This window comes from Citrobacter sp. Cf136 (assembly GCF_030333815.1).
Lineage (GTDB): Bacteria > Pseudomonadota > Gammaproteobacteria > Enterobacterales > Enterobacteriaceae > Citrobacter > Citrobacter freundii.
Genome location: NZ_JAOWFE010000032.1, coordinates 1547681 through 1567847 on the forward strand (window position 1 = coordinate 1547681; position 20167 = coordinate 1567847).

Genomic DNA, 20167 nt, shown 5'->3' on the forward strand with positions numbered 1-20167 from the left:
GACCTGAAGGTTAACTATGCACAACTCAACTCCTCTTTCCGCCCTGCGCAACCTGCTGATAGCGCAGGGGCTGGATGGCATGATTGTTCCGCGCGCCGACGCTCATCAAAGCGAAGATTGTACGCCGCATGACAATAAACTGGCCTGGCTGACCGGATTTAGCGGCTCTGCCGGCCTCGCGTTGGTCCTTCGGGATCGCGCGTTAATGTTTGTCGATGGACGCTATCAGGTCCAGGTACGCAATGAAGTCTCTCTGGATGATTTTGAAATTCATCATTTACACGATGAACCGCTGGCCGACTATTTGCAGTCTCACGTTGCAGCGGGTGCACGTATCGGCTTTGAACCGCTGCTGATGGTCAACAGCCAGTTTGAAGCCTTGTCGGCAACTCATTGCGAGCTGGTACCTCTTGAGCAAGATCCTTTTGACCAGGTGTGGCTTGACCGACCGGCAGCCCCCTGCGGCATCATTCGTGAAATGCCCATTGAAATCAGCGGGGAAAGCAGCACGCAAAAGCGTGCCCGCGTCGTGGAACAACTCGCTCAACATGAGGCTGACGTACTGGCAATTACCCTGCCGGATAACATTGCCTGGCTGTTGAATGTTCGCGGTTCAGATCTGGCTATGGTGCCAGTACCGTTTTCGTTTGCCCTGCTCCATCGCAGCGGTGAGCTGGAATGGTTTGTGGATAGCAACAAAACGCAGCAACTCCCCGTATCACTGCTGAACACGCTCACGCTGGCCCCGCAAGAGAGTTTCCTGGTACGTTGCCAGCAACTGGCCAGTGGGAAACGCTTCCTGGTCGATAAAGACTACGCCCCGGTTGCGTTGCGTTTTGCCATTGAAGAACACGGTGGCAACGTCTTATGGGCCCCTGATCCCATCACCTTGATGAAAGCCCACAAAAATGACGTTGAACTGGCGGGCTATCGGGAATGCCATGAACAAGATGGCGCTGCCTGGGTTAATTTCCTTGCCTGGCTGGCCCATGAAGTCCCTTTGCGCGAAGCGGCTGGCAATCCGGTCACCGAACTGGAAGCCCAGGCGAAGCAACTGGAATTTCGCCAGCAGCAGCCGGGATTTATTGAGCAAAGCTTCAGCACGATATCGGCCTCTGCCAGCAATGCGGCGATGTGTCATTACCACTCCAGTGAAAAAACCAATACGCCAATTACCTCGCAGGCCATGTATCTGAATGATTCCGGCGGCCAGTACCACAATGGTACGACGGATACGACGCGTACCTTCGCGTTTGGTCCACAGGATCCGCAACGTCGTCTGCATTACACCGCCGTGCTGAAAGGCTTTTTGTCGCTTATTTCACTGCAGTTTCCCAGCGGCACTCAGGGCCATCAACTGGATGCCTTTAGCCGTCGGGCGTTGTGGGATTTAGGCCTGGATTTTGATCATGGAACAGGACACGGCGTAGGCCACCAGTTGCTTATCCATGAACAACCCCATCGCATTGCCAAGAAAGTAAACCCCTGGCCTCTGGTCGCGGGCAATATCATCACTATCGAACCGGGTTACTATCTGGCCGGGCAATATGGGATCCGTATTGAGAACCAGGTGGAGATTATCAACAGTCGTCCAGGCTTCTGTCGTTTCTCAACGCTGACGCTGGTGCCGATTGATTTGAACCTGGTTGAACTGCATCTGTTGAGTGAAGCTGAAAAGCAATGGATTGATGATTACCACCAGCAGGTCAGAGAGACGTTATCCCCTCGCGTGAATGCAGAGGCTCGTCCGTGGCTGTTCGCCGTCACCGCGCCGATTCGCGTTCAGGCTAATTAATGCAATAAAAAAGGCAGCCCGTAGGCTGCCTTAGTTCTCCCCAATTTCTTACTGCTTAGCTGTTACGGATGTACTCATCCATTTCAGTTTTCAGGTTATCGGACTTAGTACCGAAAATCGCCTGAACACCGGAACCAGCTACCACAACGCCCGCCGCACCCAGTTTCTTCAGGCCAGCCTGATCCACTTTAGCAACGTCAGCCACGCTGACACGCAGACGAGTGATGCACGCATCGAGGTTAGTGATGTTTTCTTTACCGCCGAATGCAGCAACCAGAGCCGGAGCCATTTCACCGGTCGCACCTGCTTTGCTGTCTTCAGTAGCATCTTCACGACCCGGAGTTTTCAGGTCCAGCGCTTTAATCAGCACACGGAAGATGGTGTAGTAAACGATCGCATAACCGATACCAACAATCGGGAACAGCCACAGCTTGCTGCTGTTACCGGAAAGAACGATAAAGTCGATCAGACCGTGGGAGAACGACGTACCGTCACGCATACCCAGCAGGATACAGATCGGGAATGCCAGACCAGCCAGAATCGCGTGGATGATGTACAGGATCGGCGCCACGAACATGAAGGAGAACTCGATCGGCTCGGTAATACCGGTCAGGAACGAGGTCAGCGCAGCGGAGATCATGATACCGCCCACTTTCGCGCGGTTTTCTGGTTTAGCAGAGTGCCAGATAGCGATAGCAGCAGCCGGCAGACCGTACATTTTGAACAGGAAGCCACCGGACAGTTTGCCCGCAGTCGGGTCACCCGCCATATAGCGAGGGATGTCGCCGTGGAACACCTGACCTGCAGCGTTGGTGTATTCACCGATCTGCATCTGGAATGGAACGTTCCAGATATGGTGCAGACCAAACGGCACCAGGCAGCGTTCAATGAAGCCATAGATACCGAACGCCACGACCGGGTTCTGGTATGCAGCCCACTGGGAGAACGTCTGAATAGCAGTACCGATTGGCGGCCAAATGAAGGACAGAACCACACCGGTGAAGATAGCAGCCAGACCAGAAATGATAGGAACGAAGCGCTTACCCGCAAAGAAGCCAAGATACTCAGGCAATTTAATACGGTAGAAGCGGTTGAACATATACGCTGCAATCGCACCGGAGATAATCCCTCCGAGAACACCCGTATCAGCAAGGTGTTTAGCTGCGATCTCTTCAGCAGGTAAATGCAGAACCAGCGGCGCAACAACAGCCATGGTCTTAACCATGATGCCGTAAGCAACAACGGATGCCAGTGCAGATACACCGTCATTATTAGTGAAGCCTAACGCAACACCGATAGCAAAAATCAGCGGCATGTTCGCAAAAACAGAACCGCCTGCTTCTGCCATTACGTGCGATACAACGGCTGGCAGCCAGCTGAAGTTAGCGGAACCGACGCCCAGCAGGATACCTGCAATTGGGAGTACGGATACCGGTAGCATCAGCGATTTACCGACCTTTTGCAGGTTAGCAAATGCATTCTTAAACATAATTAGGAGTGCTCCTGAGTATTTGTGCTTTTCTACGTTCTCACGCATTAGCGAGGGGGGAGAACCTCGCCGTGTACAGGGCATCTAAGTACCCTTTATTTATTACACAGAGTAAAATAATTCAGTTTGTTTTTGTTTGACGGCTATCACAGTTCAGTCGTGAATGGCCGCAAAATCCGCACATTCCGATAAAATGCGTTTCTGAATGTGTCAAGCTGGTTATTCACCGCCCATTTTGTGGCGGTGAACTTTACTCGCATTAGTGATTAATTACGAGCTTTAAAAAAAGTCAGTTAACGAACGGATTGCAGGCGAGAAGCGTCGATGTGAAACAGGCGGGCAAAGTTATCAGTGGTTGCCTGCGCCAGTTCTTCAACGGCAACACCTTTCACTACGGCCATGTACTCTGCAACGTCACGAGTCATGGCGGGCTGGTTCTCTTTTCCACGATGCGGTACAGGCGCAAGGTAAGGAGAATCCGTCTCGACCAATAACCGGTCCAGAGGAACATAGCGGGCAGCATCACGGAGCTGCTCTGCATTTCGGAACGTGACGATGCCGGAAAACGAGATATAGAATCCAAGGTCCAGTAATTTGCCCGCCGTTTCTCTGTCCTCTGTAAAACAGTGTAGTACGCCGCCACAATCCGTCACTTTTTCTTCGCGCAGAATAGACAGCGTGTCGGCTCGCGCATCGCGGGTATGCACGATAACTGGCTTCTGTAACTCACGGCCAATCTGAATATGGTGGATAAAAGATTCCTGCTGGCGCACCTTTGTTTCCGGCGTGTAAAAATAGTCCAGTCCGGTTTCTCCCATCGCCACAACCCCCTCTTCGGCGGCAAAACGACGCAGCACCTCAACATCATAGGTTTCATCCTGATTTAACGGATGCACGCCGCAGGAAAAAACCACATTGTCACGCTCACCAACCAGTTCACGCATACTGCGGTATCCTGGCAAGGTGGTTGCAACGGCAAGACAGAATTTCACATCGCGTGCGGCCGCTTTCGCCAGCACGTCGTCAACGTCCTTATGCAGAGATTGATAATCCAGGCCATCAAGATGGCAGTGTGAGTCGACTAAAAACATAATGTCTCTCTCAAAGATGGGGAACAGGCAGTACGGTGCCTGGTTGCAGGTAATGCTCAATACGAAGAATAAGATCGGTTAATACCAGCTCGCGGTTTACGCCCGTCACGTTCAGCAACTGCTGACGGCAATGGCAAACGTCACCGAGTATCGCCTGTATCTGGGCAACGGATAACCGTTCTGCGATGGAAGATATCAGGTCCAGGGCATCGGGATTGGTTAAATGGGCAATCCCATACGGACGTTTCAACGCATCCGTAAACAACGTTGCCAGCCAGTGTAAACGGGCGGCAGCCTGATCGTGGTTTAACGCCGCGAGCAAGATATACCAATCACCGGCGTTTAATGTATTCACCAGTGCCGCACAAAAATCTGTACGGTGCGCCCAGCTTTCAGCCTGTAACAGCGTGAGTGCCGCGCCTGGCGAACCGGCACTTAGACGTAACGCGCTAAGCAGCGCTTCTGACGACGCAGTCACTTCACGAGCAAGCCAGGAGATAGCATACGACTCTGGAGGTGGCGCAAGATGATGTAACCGACAACGGCTGCGTAATGTCGCCAGCAAACGAGCAGGCTCTGTGCTGGCGAGGAAAAACCAGGTCTGTGCCGGGGGTTCTTCCAGCGTTTTCAACAGGGCATTGGCGGCGGCATCGGTTAACTGGGCGGCATCAGGGATCCATACGACCTTCGCACCGCCGAGACGCGAATGCTCGTACAGCTTTTCACTGACTTCGCGTACAGCATCAACCCCCAGCGTGCTTTTGCCTTTTTCTGGCAGCAGCGAATAGTAGTCAGGGTGCGTCCCCGCCTGCATCAGCTGACAGCCACGGCACTGTCCGCAGCTTTTATGTCCTTCCGGCTGCTGGCACATTAAATAGCGGCTGAGGGCGTAAATAAGCGCGTCGTCGCCCATTCCGGGTAACGCCTGAATCAGTAACGCATGGTGACCACGACCCGCCTGGTAGCTGGCCACCAGTTTTTCAAAATCCGGTCGTAACCATGGGTACCATTTCATGCGCCCTGCTCCTTCACCCATTGGGTGATGGTATTGCGAATATCAGCCATCACAGCCTCCAGCGGCTGCGTAGCGTCTATAGTGCGAATGCTGGCGTCTTTGGCAGCCAGCTCAAGATAGCGCGCGCGGGTACGATTAAAGAAATCGAAAGATTCCTGCTCAATACGATCCAGCTCGCCGCGTGCACGGGCACGCTTCAACCCGACTTCTGGCGTCACATCCAGATAGATAGTCAGATCCGGGCGAAAATCGCCGAGCACTGCATCGCGCAGGGTTGCCAGCATGTTTTGATCGATACCACGTCCACCACCCTGATACGCCTGGGTAGACAGATCGTGACGATCGCCAATTACCCACGCGCCTTTCGCCAGCGCAGGTTTAATAACGGTTTCGACCAGTTGTACGCGCGCGGCGTAAAACATCAGAACTTCGGCTTTGTCAGTGATAACCTCGTCACCCACCGACTTAATGTCCAGCACCAGGCTTCTTAGTTTCTCAGCCAGTTGCGTGCCGCCAGGTTCGCGGGTGAAAACCATGTCACGAATACCGAGTTGCTCAAGTGTCTCTACCACTACGTTACGCGCGGTGGTTTTTCCGGCGCCTTCCAGGCCCTCGATGACGATATAGTTACTGCCCATTTTTTTCCTTAAGCACTTTCAGGTAATCCTGCACGGACCGGTTGTGGCTGGCAAGATTGGTGTTAAACGTGTGGCCACCTTTACCGTCAGCCACAAAATAAAGATACGGCGTTTTTGCCGGATGTGCCGCGGCCTGCAACGATGCCTCTCCCGGCATGGCAATCGGGCCAGGTGGCAGTCCTGTAATGGTATAGGTGTTATAAGCGGTCGGGGTGTCTAAATCCACGCGCGACAATTTGCCATTATAACGTGACCCCATACCGTAAATCACCGTCGGATCGGTTTGTAAACGCATACCGATACGTAAACGGTTAATAAACACCGAAGCCACCTGGTCACGCTCGCTGGCAACCGCAGTCTCTTTTTCAATAATAGAAGCCATGGTTACCAGCTGATTTTTGTCCTGATAAGGCAGGCCGTCAGCGCGCCCTTCCCAGACAGTATCCACCGCTTTAACCATTTTCTGATGCGCGCGTTTTAGCAACGCTACGTCAGTAGTATTGGCGGTATACATCCAGGTATCTGGCCAGAACCAACCTTCCACCCATTGCGGGTTTTCCAGTTTCAGCGCCTGGGCCACGGTCTCATAGCTATCGTCGCTTAACGTATGTTTGATATACAGGGCATCGCGCAGCTGTTTCAGGTAATCGCTTAGGCGCATCCCTTCAACCAGACGTAACGGGAACTGCGCCTCTTTTCCGCTTTCCAGCAGTTGCAGCATATCCCGAACCGTCATGTCGGGTGTAAAACGGTAGGTTCCGGCCTTAAAATGCGACAGTTCAGGTTCCACACGCAGCAGCCATTGGAACACGCGTGGACGGTTAATAACCTTGTCCGCATACAGCTGTTCGCCAAGGGCCAGGCGGCCCGTCCCCGCTTTCAGCGTAAAAATCGTCTCTTCTTTAATCAATAATTTACTGTCCGCCAGATGGCGAACTTTCCACATTCCCACTCCCGCGGCAATGCCCAGCACAACCAGCAATAACAGGACAACGAGTAACAGTTTTTTCATGACTAATTCGGGTGCTCACAAAGTGGGGCTAAAAAATCGAATAACAAACGTGAAGACAGCAATGTGTCGCCACAGGCACGCACGGGAATAATGGGCATTAACGCGTTACAGACGACGATTTCATCAGCCTGCATAACCTCCTCCAACCCGGCATACACTTCGACAATACTGAATGGCGATTGTGCCAGCATCCGGATACAGAATTGTCGCATAATGCCGTTTACTCCGGCCTGATCCAGGCGAGGCGTGTAAACCACATCACCTTTACGCCAGAACAAATTAGCCGCACAGCATTCCGTAACCCATCCCTCGCTGTCAAGAACCAGTGCTTCATCTGCGTCCGTCTGTTCAAGATGAGAGCGAATCAACACCTGCTCCAGTCGATTCAGATGTTTAAGCCCGGCAAGCAGTGGATTACGTCCCAGACGTACTGGGCTTAGCACCAGCATAATGCCATCTTGCCGCCAACGATCGTAATGAACGGGCCAGGCTGAAACGGAGAGGATGCGTGTGGCGCTGTGACAATTTTTGCCACTGTAGCCCCGGCCTCCACTGCCACGGCTGATAATCACTTTCAACACCCCGCGTACGTGCCCTTTCGCCAGCATTTTCATTTCATTTTGCAGCTCGGACCAATTTTCAAAAGAGATCAGCAGTTTTTGGCAAGCGTCTTGTAAACGCTCAAGATGCGCTGCAAAGAGAGGGATTTCGCCGTCGATAATACAGGCAGTGGTAAAACAGCCATCACCAAATTGGGTCGCTCGATCGCTTGCTGCCAGCATATTCTGCTCGCAGCCATTAATTAAGAACATGGTGGCTCCTTATTTCTGGTCCGCTAGTTTGGCAGGATGAGTAACACAGGACAAGGGCGGAAAACCGAATAAAAAAAGGCCCGACAAGCGGACCTTTTCAATTTGCTATCGATGCTAGCGCATCAGCTAACGGGCTTAAATCTTTTTAAAGATCAAAGAGCCGTTGGTACCACCGAAGCCAAAGGAGTTACACAGTGCATACTCCAGACCACTAACCTGACGCGCTTCGTGAGGTACGAAGTCCAGATCACAACCTTCATCCGGGTTATCCAGGTTGATGGTTGGCGGAATAGCCTGATCGCGCAGCGCCAGGATAGAGAAAATAGACTCTACCGCGCCCGCCGCACCCAACAGGTGTCCGGTCATAGATTTGGTGGAGCTTACCATTACACGGCTTGCCGCATCACCAAAGACAGATTTCACTGCCTGGGTTTCTGCTTTATCGCCTGCAGGCGTAGACGTACCATGCGCGTTGACATAGCCAATCTGACCCGCTTCGATAGCCGCATCACGCAGCGCGTTAACCATTGCCAGCGCAGCGCCTGCACCGTTTTCCGGTGGTGACGTCATGTGGTAAGCATCACTGCTCATACCGAAGCCAACGACTTCAGCATAGATTTTTGCACCGCGCGCTTTCGCATGTTCGTACTCTTCCAGTACAACCATGCCTGCGCCGTCGCCCAGCACAAAGCCATCACGTTCTTTGTCCCACGGACGGCTTGCCGCTTGCGGGTTATCATTACGCGTAGACAGCGCACGTGCCGCGCCAAAACCACCAACGCCCAGCGGCGTACTGGCTTTTTCTGCACCACCCGCAACCATCGCGTCCGCATCGCCGTATGCAATGATACGTGCAGCATGACCGATGTTATGCACGCCTGAAGTACAGGCGGTCGCGATGGAGATGCTTGGCCCTTGCAGGCCGTACATGATGGTCAGGTGACCTGCCACCATGTTAACAATCGTCGACGGAACGAAGAACGGGCTGATCTTACGCGGTCCACCATTTACCAGAGAGGTATGGTTTTCTTCGATAAGACCGAGACCGCCAATACCAGAGCCGATAGCGGCGCCAATACGGTGGGCGTTCTCTTCCGTTATTTCGAGGCCAGAATCCTGCATGGCCTGAACGCCAGCGACAATTCCATATTGAATGAAAGCATCCATCTTGCGCTGTTCTTTGCGCGAGATAATGTCTTCACAGTTAAAATCCTTTACTAAGCCAGCAAATTTCGTTGCATAGGCGCTAGTATCGAAATGGTCGATCAGGCTGATGCCACTCTGACCGGCAAGGAGAGCTTTCCAGGTAGACTCTACGGTATTGCCGACAGGAGACAACATGCCCAGTCCGGTCACAACTACACGACGCTTAGACACGGTTGTCCTCCAGGGAGGGAAAATAATTCAAGTGGGATAAAAAGATAAAACTCAGGCGGTCGAATGACCGCCTGGAGATGTTCACTTACGCCTGGTGGCCGTTGATGTAATCAATGGCAGCCTGAACGGTAGTGATTTTCTCAGCTTCTTCGTCCGGAATCTCAGTATCAAACTCTTCTTCCAGAGCCATTACCAGCTCAACGGTGTCAAGAGAATCTGCGCCCAGGTCTTCAACGAAGGAAGCATTGTTGGTTACTTCTTCCTGCTTAACGCCCAGCTGTTCGCCGATAATTTTCTTAACGCGTTCTTCGATAGTGCTCATACTCTTAAATTTCCTATCAAAACTCGCTTTCGCGATGGTTTTCGTAGTGTATAAAATGTTGAAAAATTTGCAACTAAATCCCGGCAGGTCTTACCACGATTTTGCGCTATTTTGAGGCCATTCACCCTAATAACGCAAATATTTTTCAATCGTGGTTAAACCATGTACATCCCGCCGTTGACGTGCAAAGTCTCACCTGTGATGTAACTTGCTTCGTCAGAAGCTAAAAATGCAACCGCACTGGCGATTTCCTGAGCGCCGCCAAGGCGACCCGCAGGAACCTGCGCCAGAATACCCGCACGCTGATCATCAGACAGCGCACGCGTCATGTCCGTTTCAATAAAGCCCGGAGCAACAACGTTTACAGTAATGCCACGAGACGCAACTTCGCGCGCCAGTGATTTACTGAAGCCGATCAGACCCGCTTTCGCCGCAGCGTAGTTAGCCTGACCCGCATTTCCCATGGTACCAACCACAGAACCGATAGTGATAATACGCCCATGACGCTTTTTCATCATAGCTCGCATTACCGCTTTTGACAGACGGAAAACAGATGACAGGTTGGTTTCGATGATATCGTTCCACTCGTCATCTTTCATGCGCATTAACAGGTTATCACGAGTAATCCCGGCATTATTGACCAGGATATCGACTTCACCAAATTCTGCGCGAATATTTTCCAGAACAGATTCGATAGATGCAGGATCGGTCACATTCAACATCAGACCTTTACCATTTGCACCTAAATAATCGCTAATGGCCTGCGCGCCGCTTTCGCTGGTAGCAGTACCGATAACTTTCGCGCCACGGGCAACGAGTGTCTCAGCAATTGCGCGGCCAATGCCACGGCTTGCACCGGTAACCAGCGCGATTTTTCCTTCAAAACTCATGGTCTTCCTCTTTTATTGCTCTAGCGCCGCAGACAGTGCCGCCGGCTCATTCAGTGCCGAAGCAGTCAGGGTGTCAACAATACGTTTCGTCAAACCGGTCAGAACTTTACCCGGACCAACTTCATACAGGTGCTCTACGCCCTGGGATGCCATAAATTCAACGGTTTTAGTCCACTGAACCGGGCTATACAGCTGACGAACCAGCGCATCGCGAATTGCGTCTGCCGTGGTTTCACACTTCACATCGACGTTGTTCACGACCGGAACTGTCGGTGCGTTAAAGGTGATTTTCTGCAGCTCAACGGCCAGTTTCTCAGCAGCAGGCTTCATCAGCGCACAGTGAGACGGCACGCTAACTGGCAGTGGCAGAGCACGTTTCGCACCCGCAGCTTTACAGGCAGCGCCCGCACGTTCAACCGCTTCTTTATGACCCGCGATAACCACCTGGCCTGGCGAGTTGAAGTTAACCGGAGAAACAACCTGACCTTCTGCTGACTCTTCACATGCTTTAGCGATAGACGCATCATCAAGACCGATAATCGCAGACATACCGCCTGTGCCTTCTGGTACAGCTTCCTGCATGAACTTACCGCGCAGTTCTACCAGACGTACGGCATCAGCAAATGCGATCACGCCTGCGCAGACCAGCGCAGAATATTCGCCCAGGCTGTGACCCGCCATCAGCGCAGGTGTTTTACCACCCTGCTGCTGCCATACGCGGTAAAGCGCGACAGATGCGGTCAACAGCGCTGGCTGCGTCTGCCAGGTTTTATTCAGTTCTTCGGCCGGACCCTGCTGAGTCAACGCCCACAGATCATAGCCCAGCGCAGCTGATGCTTCAGCAAATGTTTCTTCAACAATTGGGTAGCTTGCTGCCATTTCAGACAACATCCCAACGGTCTGGGAACCCTGCCCCGGAAACACAAATGCAAATTGCGTCATGTTTAAATCCTTATACTAGAAACGAACCAGCGCGGAGCCCCAGGTGAATCCACCCCCGAAGGCTTCAAGCAATATCAACTGCCCAGCTTTAATACGCCCGTCGCGGACAGCTTCGTCCAGCGCGCACGGTACGGAGGCAGCAGAGGTATTACCATGTCTGTCGAGCGTCACGACAACATTATCCATCGACATACCCAGCTTTTTCGCCGTCGCGCTGATAATGCGCAGGTTAGCCTGATGCGGTACCAGCCAGTCCAGCGCAGAACGGTCGAGATTATTGGCTTCCAGCGTTTCATCAACGATGTGCGCAAGCTCGGTCACCGCGACTTTAAATACTTCGTTACCCGCCATCGTCAGATGAATCGGGTTTTCTGGGTTCACGCGATCGGCGTTAGGCAGCGTCAACAGTTCGCCATAGCGACCGTCAGCGTGCAGATGCGTGGAGAGAATGCCTGGCTCTTCTGATGCGCTCAGTACAACCGCGCCCGCCCCATCACCGAAAATGATGATCGTTCCGCGATCGGTTGGATCACAGGTGCGCGCCAGAACATCAGAACCAACGACCAGAGCATGCTTAACTGCGCCAGATTTAACATACTGGTCGGCAACGCTCAGGGCGTAAGTGAAACCAGCGCAAGCGGCTGCAACGTCAAACGCCGGACAGCCTTTGATCCCTAGCATACTTTGGATCTGGCACGCCGCGCTTGGAAATGCGTGAGTGGATGATGTGGTAGCAACCACAATCAGACCAATTTGCTCTTTGTCGATGCCCGCCATTTCAATCGCACGATTTGCGGCGGCAAAGCCCATCGTCGCAACTGTTTCATTTGGCGCTGCAATATGGCGTTCACGGATACCTGTACGAGTGACAATCCACTCATCAGATGTCTCAACCATTTTTTCCAAATCGGCGTTAGTACGCACTTGTTCAGGCAGATAGCTGCCAGTACCAATAATCTTCGTATACATGTACGCTCAGTCACTTTTTGGTTATATACCGCCACGAGCAAATCGCTGATACGTTGGCTACATTCACAAACGCACCGTTATCTGTGTGCTCGTGAGGTTGCGCTTTCGCCACCGTCCAGCAGTTCGAATCCAGCTGGGTATACAGATTCCAGGCGAGCGGCAATTCGCTGAGGAACTTGTCGCTGCACCGCCTGCACTGCCTGTTCAATCGCGACTTCAAATGCTCGCTGATTGGCCGCACCATGACTCTTAATCACCGTGCCGCGCAATCCTAACAGACAGGCGCCATTATACTGGTCGGGGTTGAGGTGACTAAATCGCCTTGTCAGGCTTTTTTGTAACCATCGTTTTAATAACAGAAGCCACCACGACCGTTTTTTGCCCTCACCCTGAGATTTCAGCAGTGAAAGGAACATTCTGACAACACCTTCCATCGTCTTTAATGTGACATTACCTGTAAAGCCGTCACAGACCAACACATCGGTTTTGCCAGTCAGTAACTCATTGGCTTCAAGATAGCCGATATAATTAATGGAAGGGATTGTTTTTAGCACAGCTGAAGCATCTCGAATACTGTCGAGACCTTTCGTTTCTTCTTCGCCGATGTTGAGTAACGCTACGCGAGGATTGGCAATGCCAACAACCTCTTCTGCCAGCACGGAACCCATGACGGCAAATTGCACCAACATCGTGCTATCACAATCTACGTTGGCGCCCAAATCCAGCACCACCGTTTTGCCCTTTTGCTGATGCGGTAACACCGTCACCAACGCCGGACGCTCAATCCCCTCAAGGGGTTTGAGCAATAACTTCGCAAGTCCCATAAGTGCGCCCGTATTACCGGCGCTGACACAAGCTTGTGCCTGACCTTCTTTCACGAGCTCCAGGGCAACACGCATTGAGCTTCCACGACTGGCGCGAATAGCTTGCGAGGGCCGGGCATCACTGGCAATAACTGACTGAGCAGGGATAATCTGCAGACGCGAACGTTGTTCGAAGTCAGCTTTGGCAAGTAATGGCGTGATTGTATCGGGATCCCCGACTAAAAGAAGTGTGAGTTGCGAATTAGAATTCAGTGCCTGCAATGCTGCAGGCACTGTCACGGTAGGGCCAAAATCTCCCCCCATGACATCTAACGCCAGGGTTAGACGTGTCAAGGTATCGTCGCTGCCCGGTTAGGTGTTTCCCCAGTTACCCGGGGAAAGCCTCACTAAGCTTCATCACGCGTTCACTCTTTGTCTTTCTCACCAGGGTGGGAAAGCCATTGAGTCATGCGTGATTACTTAGCGATTACCTTACGGCCACGGTAGAAACCGTCGGCAGTGATGTGGTGACGCAGGTGTTGTTCACCAGAAGTTTTGTCTACAGACAGGCTGGTGACTGCGGTCAGAGCGTCATGAGAACGACGCATGCCACGTTTGGAACGGGTTGGTTTATTCTGTTGTACGGCCATGGACCTTACTCCTCAATTACTTACGCTTTAAGCTGGCTAATACGGCAAATGGGTTTGGTTTTTGCGCTTCATCAGGCAATTCGCCAAAGACCATGTCCGCCTCGGACACTTCACAGTGTTCAGAATCATGCACCGGAACTACCGGCAAGGAGAGGATAATCTCATCTTCAACCATTGCAAGCAGATCGATTTCACCGAATTCGTTAACCTCAATCGGCTCATACGCTTCCGGGAGTGCTTCAGCCTGCTCGTCAGAACGGACAGGACTAAAACAATATGTTGTGTGAACATGAAGTGGGAACGGTTTCCCGCAACGCTGACATTCGAGCGTAACCGATACCTTCGCATCACCGGTTATAACGGCGAGACGCTGGTTATCGATAGCGAACGACATGGAGCATTCCACATCACTGTCCACACTGACTACAGAATCGGCGACGCGCTCAACCAGATCAGAAGTATAGATACCTTCATAATCGAGGCGTTTTTGAGCCGTACGAACCGGATCAAGAGTCAGGGGTAATTTTACCTTTTGCATAGGGCGCGCATATTAACTTTGTAACGTCATATAGTCAAAGAAAAAGGCAGCCTGTGGTTGCCTTTTGCCAATAATTCGCACACATTGCGGGTCATCGACTTAAAATCGCTCAAGACAAGCCACTACAGCCAGCTTGTAGGTCGAAGTCCATAGTTTAAAATGGCTCTCATCAATACGCTATATGCGAGGGAAAAAATATGCCTCAACTTATTCTTGCTTCCACCTCTCCCTGGCGTCGCGCTTTACTCGAAAAACTGGCAATTCCGTTCGAATGCGCAGCACCAGAGGTTGATGAAACACCATTACCAGGCGAGGCGCCACGTCATCTGGTGTTGCGACTGGCGCAGCAAAAAGCGCAATCACTCGCCCACCGTTATCCCTCGCATCTGATTATTGGCTCCGATCAAATTTGTGTTCTTGATGGTGAAATAACCGGCAAACCATTAACAGAAGAAAATGCGCGCCAGCAATTACTCAAAGCCCGTGGCAATATTGTGACATTTTACACCGGACTGGCGCTGTATAATTCTGCGACCGGACATTTACAAACTGAAGTAGAACCTTTTGACGTCCATTTCCGTCATTTAAGCGAGGCGGAAATTGATGATTATCTGCGCAAAGAGCGTCCGCTCCATTGTGCAGGTAGTTTCAAAAGTGAAGGATTAGGTATTGCACTCTTTGAACGCCTGGAGGGTCGTGACCCAAATACCTTGGTAGGTTTGCCGCTGATCGCGTTGTGTCAAATGCTGCGGCGGGAAGAAATGAACCCGTTGAACGCCTGATTAATCTGCCTGATGTCGACGCGATGCGTCTTATCAGGCCTACGGTCCATCACACGATTGTAGGCCTGATAAGCAACGCGCATCAGGCTTTGCTGCGTAATACCTCGAGGCAGCGCTTCAACTGTTTATCCATTGGCGCTTCAATACGCATCACTTCCCCCGTACCCGGATGAGTAAACTTCAACGCTGCGGCATGCAGGAAAAGTCGGTTCAACCCCGTATCCGCCAGTTGCTTATCGAACTCACGGTCACCGTAGCGATCGTCAAAAGCAATTGGATGACCGGCATACTGGGTATGCACACGGATCTGGTGCGTACGGCCGGTCACCGGGCTACAGCGCACAAGCGTGGCAAACGCATAGCGCTCTTCCACTTTAAAACGTGTTTCTGACGGTTTGCCTTCCTGATTCACCCGCACAATACGCTCGCCGCTTTGCAGAATGTTCTTTAACAGCGGCGCCTGCACGGTTTTGACATGCGACTGCCATTGGCCTCGAACCAGCGCGAGGTAATCTTTCTGCATGCCTTTTTCACGCAGTTGTTCATGCAATGAACGCAAGGCTGAGCGTTTTTTGGCAACCAGCAGCACACCGGAGGTATCCCGGTCGAGGCGATGCACCAGCTCAAGGAAACGCGCTTCCGGACGCAACGCACGTAATCCTTCAATGACGCCAAAGCTTAACCCGCTTCCGCCATGCACGGCCGTACCTGAAGGTTTGTTCAGCACCAGAATGTGGTCATCTTCATATAAAATGACATCGGTCAGCGCCGCAACCTTCTGCAGGTTTGGCGAAATGGCCTCTTCTTCACGTTCAGCGACACGCACAGGTGGAATACGCACAATATCCCCATCTTCGAGTTTGTACTCGGGTTTAATGCGTTTTTTATTCACCCGCACTTCGCCTTTACGCAAAATGCGATAAATCATACTTTTCGGCACGCCCTTAAGCTGGGTGCGCAAAAAGTTGTCGATGCGTTGCCCTGCTTCGTCGGCAGTAATGGCAACTGTTTTTACGGCTGGAGTCTCTGTTTTCATGGGGGCCGATTTTAAATAGCCATCAAGATTCGCGCCACACATTTTTCTATGCTTATATTAACTGCTATACCTTATTACTTAAGTTTGACATAGCCGATTTGGTGGTTATTAAAGCAATCACTACGTGGAAGTGAAAAAACTGTGAGTAACCGGGTGATAAATGGCAAAAGTCATCTTGCTATAACAAGGTTAGCAGTGGAATAATGCGGTTGTTTCCGTGTTGAATCTTGTTAAAACAAGAACTTTTCCGGAATGACCCAATTTTGCCCGACCGATCATCAACGCAGCAATGGCGTAAGACGTATTGATCTTTCAGGCAGTTAGCGGGCTGCGGGTTGCAGTCCTTACCGGTAAGTGCTCTATGGATTTCACATTGTAGGAAGGCGGCAAGTCTGGATACCCCCAGGTTCTTACTCCTGTAAGTGACCAGGGTGAGAAGATAAAGCCAACGCACCGACAGCGTGAAAGACGACAAGCACAATGGAAGCTTCTCTGGAGAGTAACACCCAGACTGTTCCCCTGATAATTGCGCTGTGTTTCCGTATGAAATACAGGCAACCGACACTCTGCGCCTCTTTGAGCTGACGATAACCGTGAGGTTGGCGACGCGAATAGACACGAGGCCATCGGTTCACACCCGGAAAGGCATTACTCTGCCCGCAGCTTAGTCGTCAATGTAAGAATAATGAGTAAGTTACGATGAAAAGAATGTTAATTAACGCGACTCAGCAGGAAGAGTTGCGTGTCGCCCTTGTAGATGGGCAACGTCTGTACGATCTGGATATCGAAAGTCCTGGACACGAACAGAAAAAAGCCAACATCTATAAAGGCAAAATTACCCGTATTGAACCGAGTCTGGAAGCTGCTTTTGTTGATTACGGCGCTGAACGTCACGGTTTCCTCCCGTTAAAAGAAATTGCCCGCGAATACTTTCCCGCTAACTACAACTCCCATGGTCGTCCCAACATTAAAGACGTGTTGCGTGAAGGTCAGGAAGTCATCGTTCAGATCGATAAAGAAGAACGCGGTAACAAAGGCGCTGCGCTGACTACCTTTATCAGCCTGGCGGGTAGTTATCTGGTTCTGATGCCGAACAACCCGCGCGCGGGCGGCATCTCCCGTCGCATTGAAGGCGACGACCGTACCGAATTAAAAGAAGCGCTGGCAAGCCTGGAACTGCCTGATGGCATGGGGCTTATCGTGCGTACCGCAGGTGTAGGCAAATCCGCCGAAGCGCTGCAGTGGGATCTAAGCTTCCGCCTGAAGCACTGGGAAGCGATTCAAAAAGCCGCTGACAGCCGCCCTGCTCCGTTCCTGATCCATCAGGAAAGCAACGTTATCGTGCGTGCCTTCCGCGACTATCTGCGCCAGGACATCGGCGAAATCCTCATCGACAACCCAAAAGTCATGGAGATGGCGCGTCAGCACATCGCCGCGCTGGGTCGTCCGGATTTCAGCAGCAAAATCAAACTGTACACCGGCGAAATCCCGCTGTTCAGCCACTATCAGATCGAGTCTCAGATTGAGTCCGCATTCCAACGCGAAGTGCGTCTGCCGTCCGGCGGCTCAATCGTTATCGACAGCACTGAAGCACTGACCGCTATCGATATCAACTCCGCACGCGCAACCCGCGGCGGCGACATCGAAGAAACAGCGTTCAACACCAACCTTGAAGCAGCCGATGAAATTGCACGTCAGCTGCGTCTGCGCGACCTCGGCGGTCTGATTGTAATCGACTTCATTGATATGACGCCGGTTCGTCACCAGCGCGCGGTTGAAAACCGTCTGCGCGAGGCCGTACGCCAGGACAGAGCGCGTATTCAGATCAGCCATATTTCTCGCTTCGGTCTGCTGGAAATGTCCCGTCAGCGTCTGAGCCCGTCACTGGGTGAATCCAGCCATCACGTGTGCCCGCGCTGCTCCGGCACCGGTACCGTACGTGATAACGAATCACTGTCGCTGTCTATTCTGCGTCTGATCGAAGAAGAAGCACTGAAAGAAAATACGCAGGAAGTACACGCTATTGTTCCTGTGCCGATCGCTTCCTACCTGCTCAACGAAAAGCGTACCGCGGTAAATGCAATCGAGACGCGTCAGAATGGCGTGCGCTGTGTGATCGTGCCAAATGATCAGATGGAAACCCCGCACTATTCTGTGCTGCGCGTACGTAAAGGGGAAGAAACCCCGACCCTGAGCTATCTACTGCCGAAACTGCATGAAGAGGCAATGGCATTGCCGACGGAAGAAGAGTACGTCGAGCGTAAACAGCCTGAGCAACCGGCGCTGGCCACCTTCGCCATGCCAGACGTTCCGCCAGCTCCTGCTCTGCAGGAACCTGCCGCGAAAGCCGCCGCGCCTAAAGCTGCGGCAGCGACCGCAGCCGTTGCCGAACAGCCCGGTTTGATTAGCCGTTTCTTTGGCGCACTGAAGTCCATCTTCGGTGGTAGCGAAGAAGTGAAACCGGTTGAACAACCTGCGCCGAAAGCTGAAGAGAAAACCGAACGCCAGCAGGATCGTCGTAAACCGCGTCAGAACAATCGTCGTGACCGTAACGATCGTCGTGATAACCGTGATAACCGTGATAATCGCGGTGACCGTGACAACCGTAACGAACGTTCAGAAAACGGCGAAAACCGTGAAGATAACCGCCGTAACCGTCGTCAGTCACAGCAGCAAAATGCGGAAGCTCGCGATAACCGCCAGCAAACTACTGACGTTGCAGACAAAGCGAAATCTGGCGATGAGCAGCAGGCTCCGCGTCGCGAACGCAACCGCCGTCGTAACGATGACAAGCGTCAGGCTCAACAGGAAGTTAAAGAGCTGAACCAGGCTGAACAACCTGTGCAGGATGCCGAGCAGGAAGAGCGCGTACGTCAGCCTCAGACTCGCCGTAAACAGCGTCAGTTGACTCAGAAAGTGCGTTTCACTGACAGCCCGGCGGTTGAAGCCGAAGTGGCAACTGCCGCAGTAGTCGCTGAAACCGCTGTCGCTCAGCCTACTGAACAGTCTGCGCCGGTACAGCGTACCGAACTGGCGAAAGTTGATCTGCCAGCCGTCGTTGCGACTGAGCAGGAAGACAACAGCGACGCGCGTGACTCCAATGGTATGCCGCGTCGTTCCCGTCGCTCCCCTCGCCATCTGCGCGTCAGTGGACAGCGTCGTCGTCGTTACCGTGACGAGCGTTATCCGGTTCAGTCACCAATGCCGTTAACGGTCGCCTGTGCATCTCCTGAATTAGCGTCCGGTAAAGTTTGGATCCGCTACCCTGTCGCACGTCCTCAGGATCAGCAGGTTGAAGAACAGCGCGAACAAGAAATGGTCCAGCAGCAAGCCGCACCTGTCGCCGTAGAGCCTCAGGTTGCTGCAGCTGCCGTGGAACACATTGTGGATGCCCCTGCGCCAGTTGAAGCCGTGCAGCCAGAGATTGTCGTAGCTGAGCCTCAGGCCGCCGTTGTTGAAACCACACAGGTTGAAACCACGCATCCGGAAGTTATTGCGACCCCGGTCGAGGAACAACCGCAAATTATCGCTGCATCTGATGCGCCCGTTGCAGAAGAAATCGCCGCTGAAGCCGAACCTGTGGCTGACGTTGTGACTGCGCCGGTTGTTGAAGAGCCTGCAGAGGTTGTTATTTCCCAGCCAGAAGTGGTTGAAGAGATTGCCGAAGTTGTGGAAACAGCTCCAGTTGCTGAAGAGATTGCTGCGCCGCAGGAAGTTGTTGCAGCGCCAATTGTAGAAGCGACTGTCGTTAAGCCTGAAGTTGTCGCAGCCAGTGTTGATGCTGAACACCTTCACAGCCATGCGACCGCACCGATGACCCGCGCCCCGGCACCGGAATATGTGCCAGAAGCGCCGCGTCATAGCGACTGGCAGCGTCCGGCATTCGCCTTTGAAGGCAAAGGTGCCGCAGGAGGACACAGTGCAACGCATCAAGCGACTGCGCCAGCAACACGTCCTCAGCCTGTCGAGTAAGCCATAATCAATATCAAAGCCGGCCTTCGGGTCG

Annotated in this window: 18 protein-coding genes; 3 read left to right on the plus strand and 15 right to left on the minus strand. The window is 52.5% G+C overall.

What is annotated here, in order from left to right:
• Positions 1-16: 16 nt before the first annotated feature.
• The gene (locus OGV98_RS12020) at positions 17-1795 is read left to right on the plus strand and encodes an aminopeptidase P family protein (RefSeq protein ID WP_202580613.1); all 1779 of its coding nucleotides are present in this window, start codon (positions 17-19) and stop codon (positions 1793-1795) included.
• 55 nt (positions 1796-1850) lie between these two features.
• Here OGV98_RS12020 and ptsG read toward each other — a convergent pair whose 3' ends face one another.
• From ptsG to yceD, 14 genes are all read right to left on the minus strand, one after another.
• Positions 1851-3284, minus strand: a complete 1434-nt coding sequence (gene ptsG, locus OGV98_RS12025) for a PTS glucose transporter subunit IIBC (RefSeq protein WP_003836725.1) — start codon at positions 3282-3284, stop codon at positions 1851-1853.
• Positions 3285-3577: 293 nt separating this feature from the next.
• Entirely contained in the window at positions 3578-4375 is a 798-nt protein-coding gene (locus OGV98_RS12030; RefSeq protein WP_032936194.1) for a metal-dependent hydrolase, read from the minus strand.
• 10 nt (positions 4376-4385) lie between these two features.
• Positions 4386-5390, minus strand: coding sequence for a DNA polymerase III subunit delta' (gene holB, locus OGV98_RS12035; protein WP_032948994.1), 1005 nt, complete (start codon positions 5388-5390; stop codon positions 4386-4388).
• Positions 5387-6028, minus strand: coding sequence for a dTMP kinase (gene tmk, locus OGV98_RS12040; RefSeq protein ID WP_003036268.1), 642 nt, complete (start codon positions 6026-6028; stop codon positions 5387-5389). The genes holB and tmk overlap by 4 nt, the downstream gene beginning before the upstream one ends.
• On the minus strand, positions 6018-7040 hold the full coding sequence (gene yceG, locus OGV98_RS12045; RefSeq protein ID WP_202580615.1) for a cell division protein YceG: 1023 nt from the start codon (positions 7038-7040) through the stop codon (positions 6018-6020). The genes tmk and yceG overlap by 11 nt, the downstream gene beginning before the upstream one ends.
• A gap of 2 nt (positions 7041-7042) precedes the next feature.
• Complete coding sequence (pabC, locus tag OGV98_RS12050) at positions 7043-7852, minus strand: aminodeoxychorismate lyase (RefSeq protein ID WP_202580616.1); 810 nt, start codon at positions 7850-7852, stop codon at positions 7043-7045.
• Between the two features lie 135 nt (positions 7853-7987).
• Positions 7988-9229, minus strand: coding sequence for a beta-ketoacyl-ACP synthase II (gene fabF / locus OGV98_RS12055; protein ID WP_003036260.1), 1242 nt, complete (start codon positions 9227-9229; stop codon positions 7988-7990).
• Between the two features lie 85 nt (positions 9230-9314).
• On the minus strand, positions 9315-9551 hold the full coding sequence (gene acpP, locus OGV98_RS12060; RefSeq protein ID WP_000103754.1) for an acyl carrier protein: 237 nt from the start codon (positions 9549-9551) through the stop codon (positions 9315-9317).
• Positions 9552-9706: 155 nt separating this feature from the next.
• Positions 9707-10441 carry a 3-oxoacyl-ACP reductase FabG gene (fabG, locus tag OGV98_RS12065; RefSeq protein WP_003036255.1) on the minus strand — a complete coding sequence of 245 codons (735 nt, stop codon included), beginning with the start codon at positions 10439-10441 and terminating at the stop codon, positions 9707-9709.
• 12 nt (positions 10442-10453) lie between these two features.
• Positions 10454-11383 (minus strand): ACP S-malonyltransferase, encoded by a 930-nt coding sequence (gene fabD, locus OGV98_RS12070; RefSeq protein WP_044700679.1) that lies wholly within the window; start codon positions 11381-11383, stop codon positions 10454-10456.
• A 15-nt stretch (positions 11384-11398) separates the two neighbouring features.
• Entirely contained in the window at positions 11399-12352 is a 954-nt protein-coding gene (gene fabH / locus OGV98_RS12075) for a beta-ketoacyl-ACP synthase III (protein ID WP_003832181.1), read from the minus strand.
• 77 nt (positions 12353-12429) lie between these two features.
• The gene (plsX, locus tag OGV98_RS12080; protein ID WP_003846798.1) at positions 12430-13509 is read right to left on the minus strand and encodes a phosphate acyltransferase PlsX; all 1080 of its coding nucleotides are present in this window, start codon (positions 13507-13509) and stop codon (positions 12430-12432) included.
• Positions 13510-13631: 122 nt separating this feature from the next.
• Entirely contained in the window at positions 13632-13805 is a 174-nt protein-coding gene (rpmF, locus tag OGV98_RS12085; protein ID WP_003036242.1) for a 50S ribosomal protein L32, read from the minus strand.
• A 16-nt stretch (positions 13806-13821) separates the two neighbouring features.
• Positions 13822-14343 (minus strand): 23S rRNA accumulation protein YceD, encoded by a 522-nt coding sequence (gene yceD / locus OGV98_RS12090; RefSeq protein ID WP_003036239.1) that lies wholly within the window; start codon positions 14341-14343, stop codon positions 13822-13824.
• 197 nt (positions 14344-14540) lie between these two features.
• Here yceD and OGV98_RS12095 point away from each other — a divergent pair, with 197 nt between their 5' ends.
• The gene (locus OGV98_RS12095; RefSeq protein ID WP_003836743.1) at positions 14541-15125 is read left to right on the plus strand and encodes a Maf family protein; all 585 of its coding nucleotides are present in this window, start codon (positions 14541-14543) and stop codon (positions 15123-15125) included.
• 82 nt (positions 15126-15207) lie between these two features.
• On the opposite strand, the gene rluC is transcribed toward OGV98_RS12095, so the two are convergent.
• Entirely contained in the window at positions 15208-16161 is a 954-nt protein-coding gene (rluC, locus tag OGV98_RS12100; RefSeq protein WP_003036228.1) for a 23S rRNA pseudouridine(955/2504/2580) synthase RluC, read from the minus strand.
• 699 nt (positions 16162-16860) lie between these two features.
• Between rluC and rne the strand changes: the two genes are divergently transcribed.
• A complete protein-coding gene (gene rne / locus OGV98_RS12105; protein ID WP_202580617.1) occupies positions 16861-20133 on the plus strand; it encodes a ribonuclease E in 3273 nt (1090 codons plus the stop codon).
• Positions 20134-20167: the final 34 nt, after the last annotated feature.

What these genes read in the sequence shown, in the direction of transcription:
- OGV98_RS12020 (WP_202580613.1), top strand. Translation starts at nt 17, where the DNA reads ATGCACAACTCAACTCCTCTTTCCGCCCTGCGCAACCTGCTGATAGCG.
- ptsG (WP_003836725.1), bottom strand. Translation starts at nt 3,284, where the DNA reads ATGTTTAAGAATGCATTTGCTAACCTGCAAAAGGTCGGTAAATCGCTG.
- OGV98_RS12030 (WP_032936194.1), bottom strand. Translation starts at nt 4,375, where the DNA reads ATGTTTTTAGTCGACTCACACTGCCATCTTGATGGCCTGGATTATCAA.
- holB (WP_032948994.1), bottom strand. Translation starts at nt 5,390, where the DNA reads ATGAAATGGTACCCATGGTTACGACCGGATTTTGAAAAACTGGTGGCC.
- tmk (WP_003036268.1), bottom strand. Translation starts at nt 6,028, where the DNA reads ATGGGCAGTAACTATATCGTCATCGAGGGCCTGGAAGGCGCCGGAAAA.
- yceG (WP_202580615.1), bottom strand. Translation starts at nt 7,040, where the DNA reads ATGAAAAAACTGTTACTCGTTGTCCTGTTATTGCTGGTTGTGCTGGGC.
- pabC (WP_202580616.1), bottom strand. Translation starts at nt 7,852, where the DNA reads ATGTTCTTAATTAATGGCTGCGAGCAGAATATGCTGGCAGCAAGCGAT.
- acpP (WP_000103754.1), bottom strand. Translation starts at nt 9,551, where the DNA reads ATGAGCACTATCGAAGAACGCGTTAAGAAAATTATCGGCGAACAGCTG.
- fabG (WP_003036255.1), bottom strand. Translation starts at nt 10,441, where the DNA reads ATGAGTTTTGAAGGAAAAATCGCGCTGGTTACCGGTGCAAGCCGTGGC.
- fabD (WP_044700679.1), bottom strand. Translation starts at nt 11,383, where the DNA reads ATGACGCAATTTGCATTTGTGTTTCCGGGGCAGGGTTCCCAGACCGTT.
- fabH (WP_003832181.1), bottom strand. Translation starts at nt 12,352, where the DNA reads ATGTATACGAAGATTATTGGTACTGGCAGCTATCTGCCTGAACAAGTG.
- rpmF (WP_003036242.1), bottom strand. Translation starts at nt 13,805, where the DNA reads ATGGCCGTACAACAGAATAAACCAACCCGTTCCAAACGTGGCATGCGT.
- yceD (WP_003036239.1), bottom strand. Translation starts at nt 14,343, where the DNA reads ATGCAAAAGGTAAAATTACCCCTGACTCTTGATCCGGTTCGTACGGCT.
- OGV98_RS12095 (WP_003836743.1), top strand. Translation starts at nt 14,541, where the DNA reads ATGCCTCAACTTATTCTTGCTTCCACCTCTCCCTGGCGTCGCGCTTTA.
- rluC (WP_003036228.1), bottom strand. Translation starts at nt 16,161, where the DNA reads ATGAAAACAGAGACTCCAGCCGTAAAAACAGTTGCCATTACTGCCGAC.
- rne (WP_202580617.1), top strand. Translation starts at nt 16,861, where the DNA reads ATGAAAAGAATGTTAATTAACGCGACTCAGCAGGAAGAGTTGCGTGTC.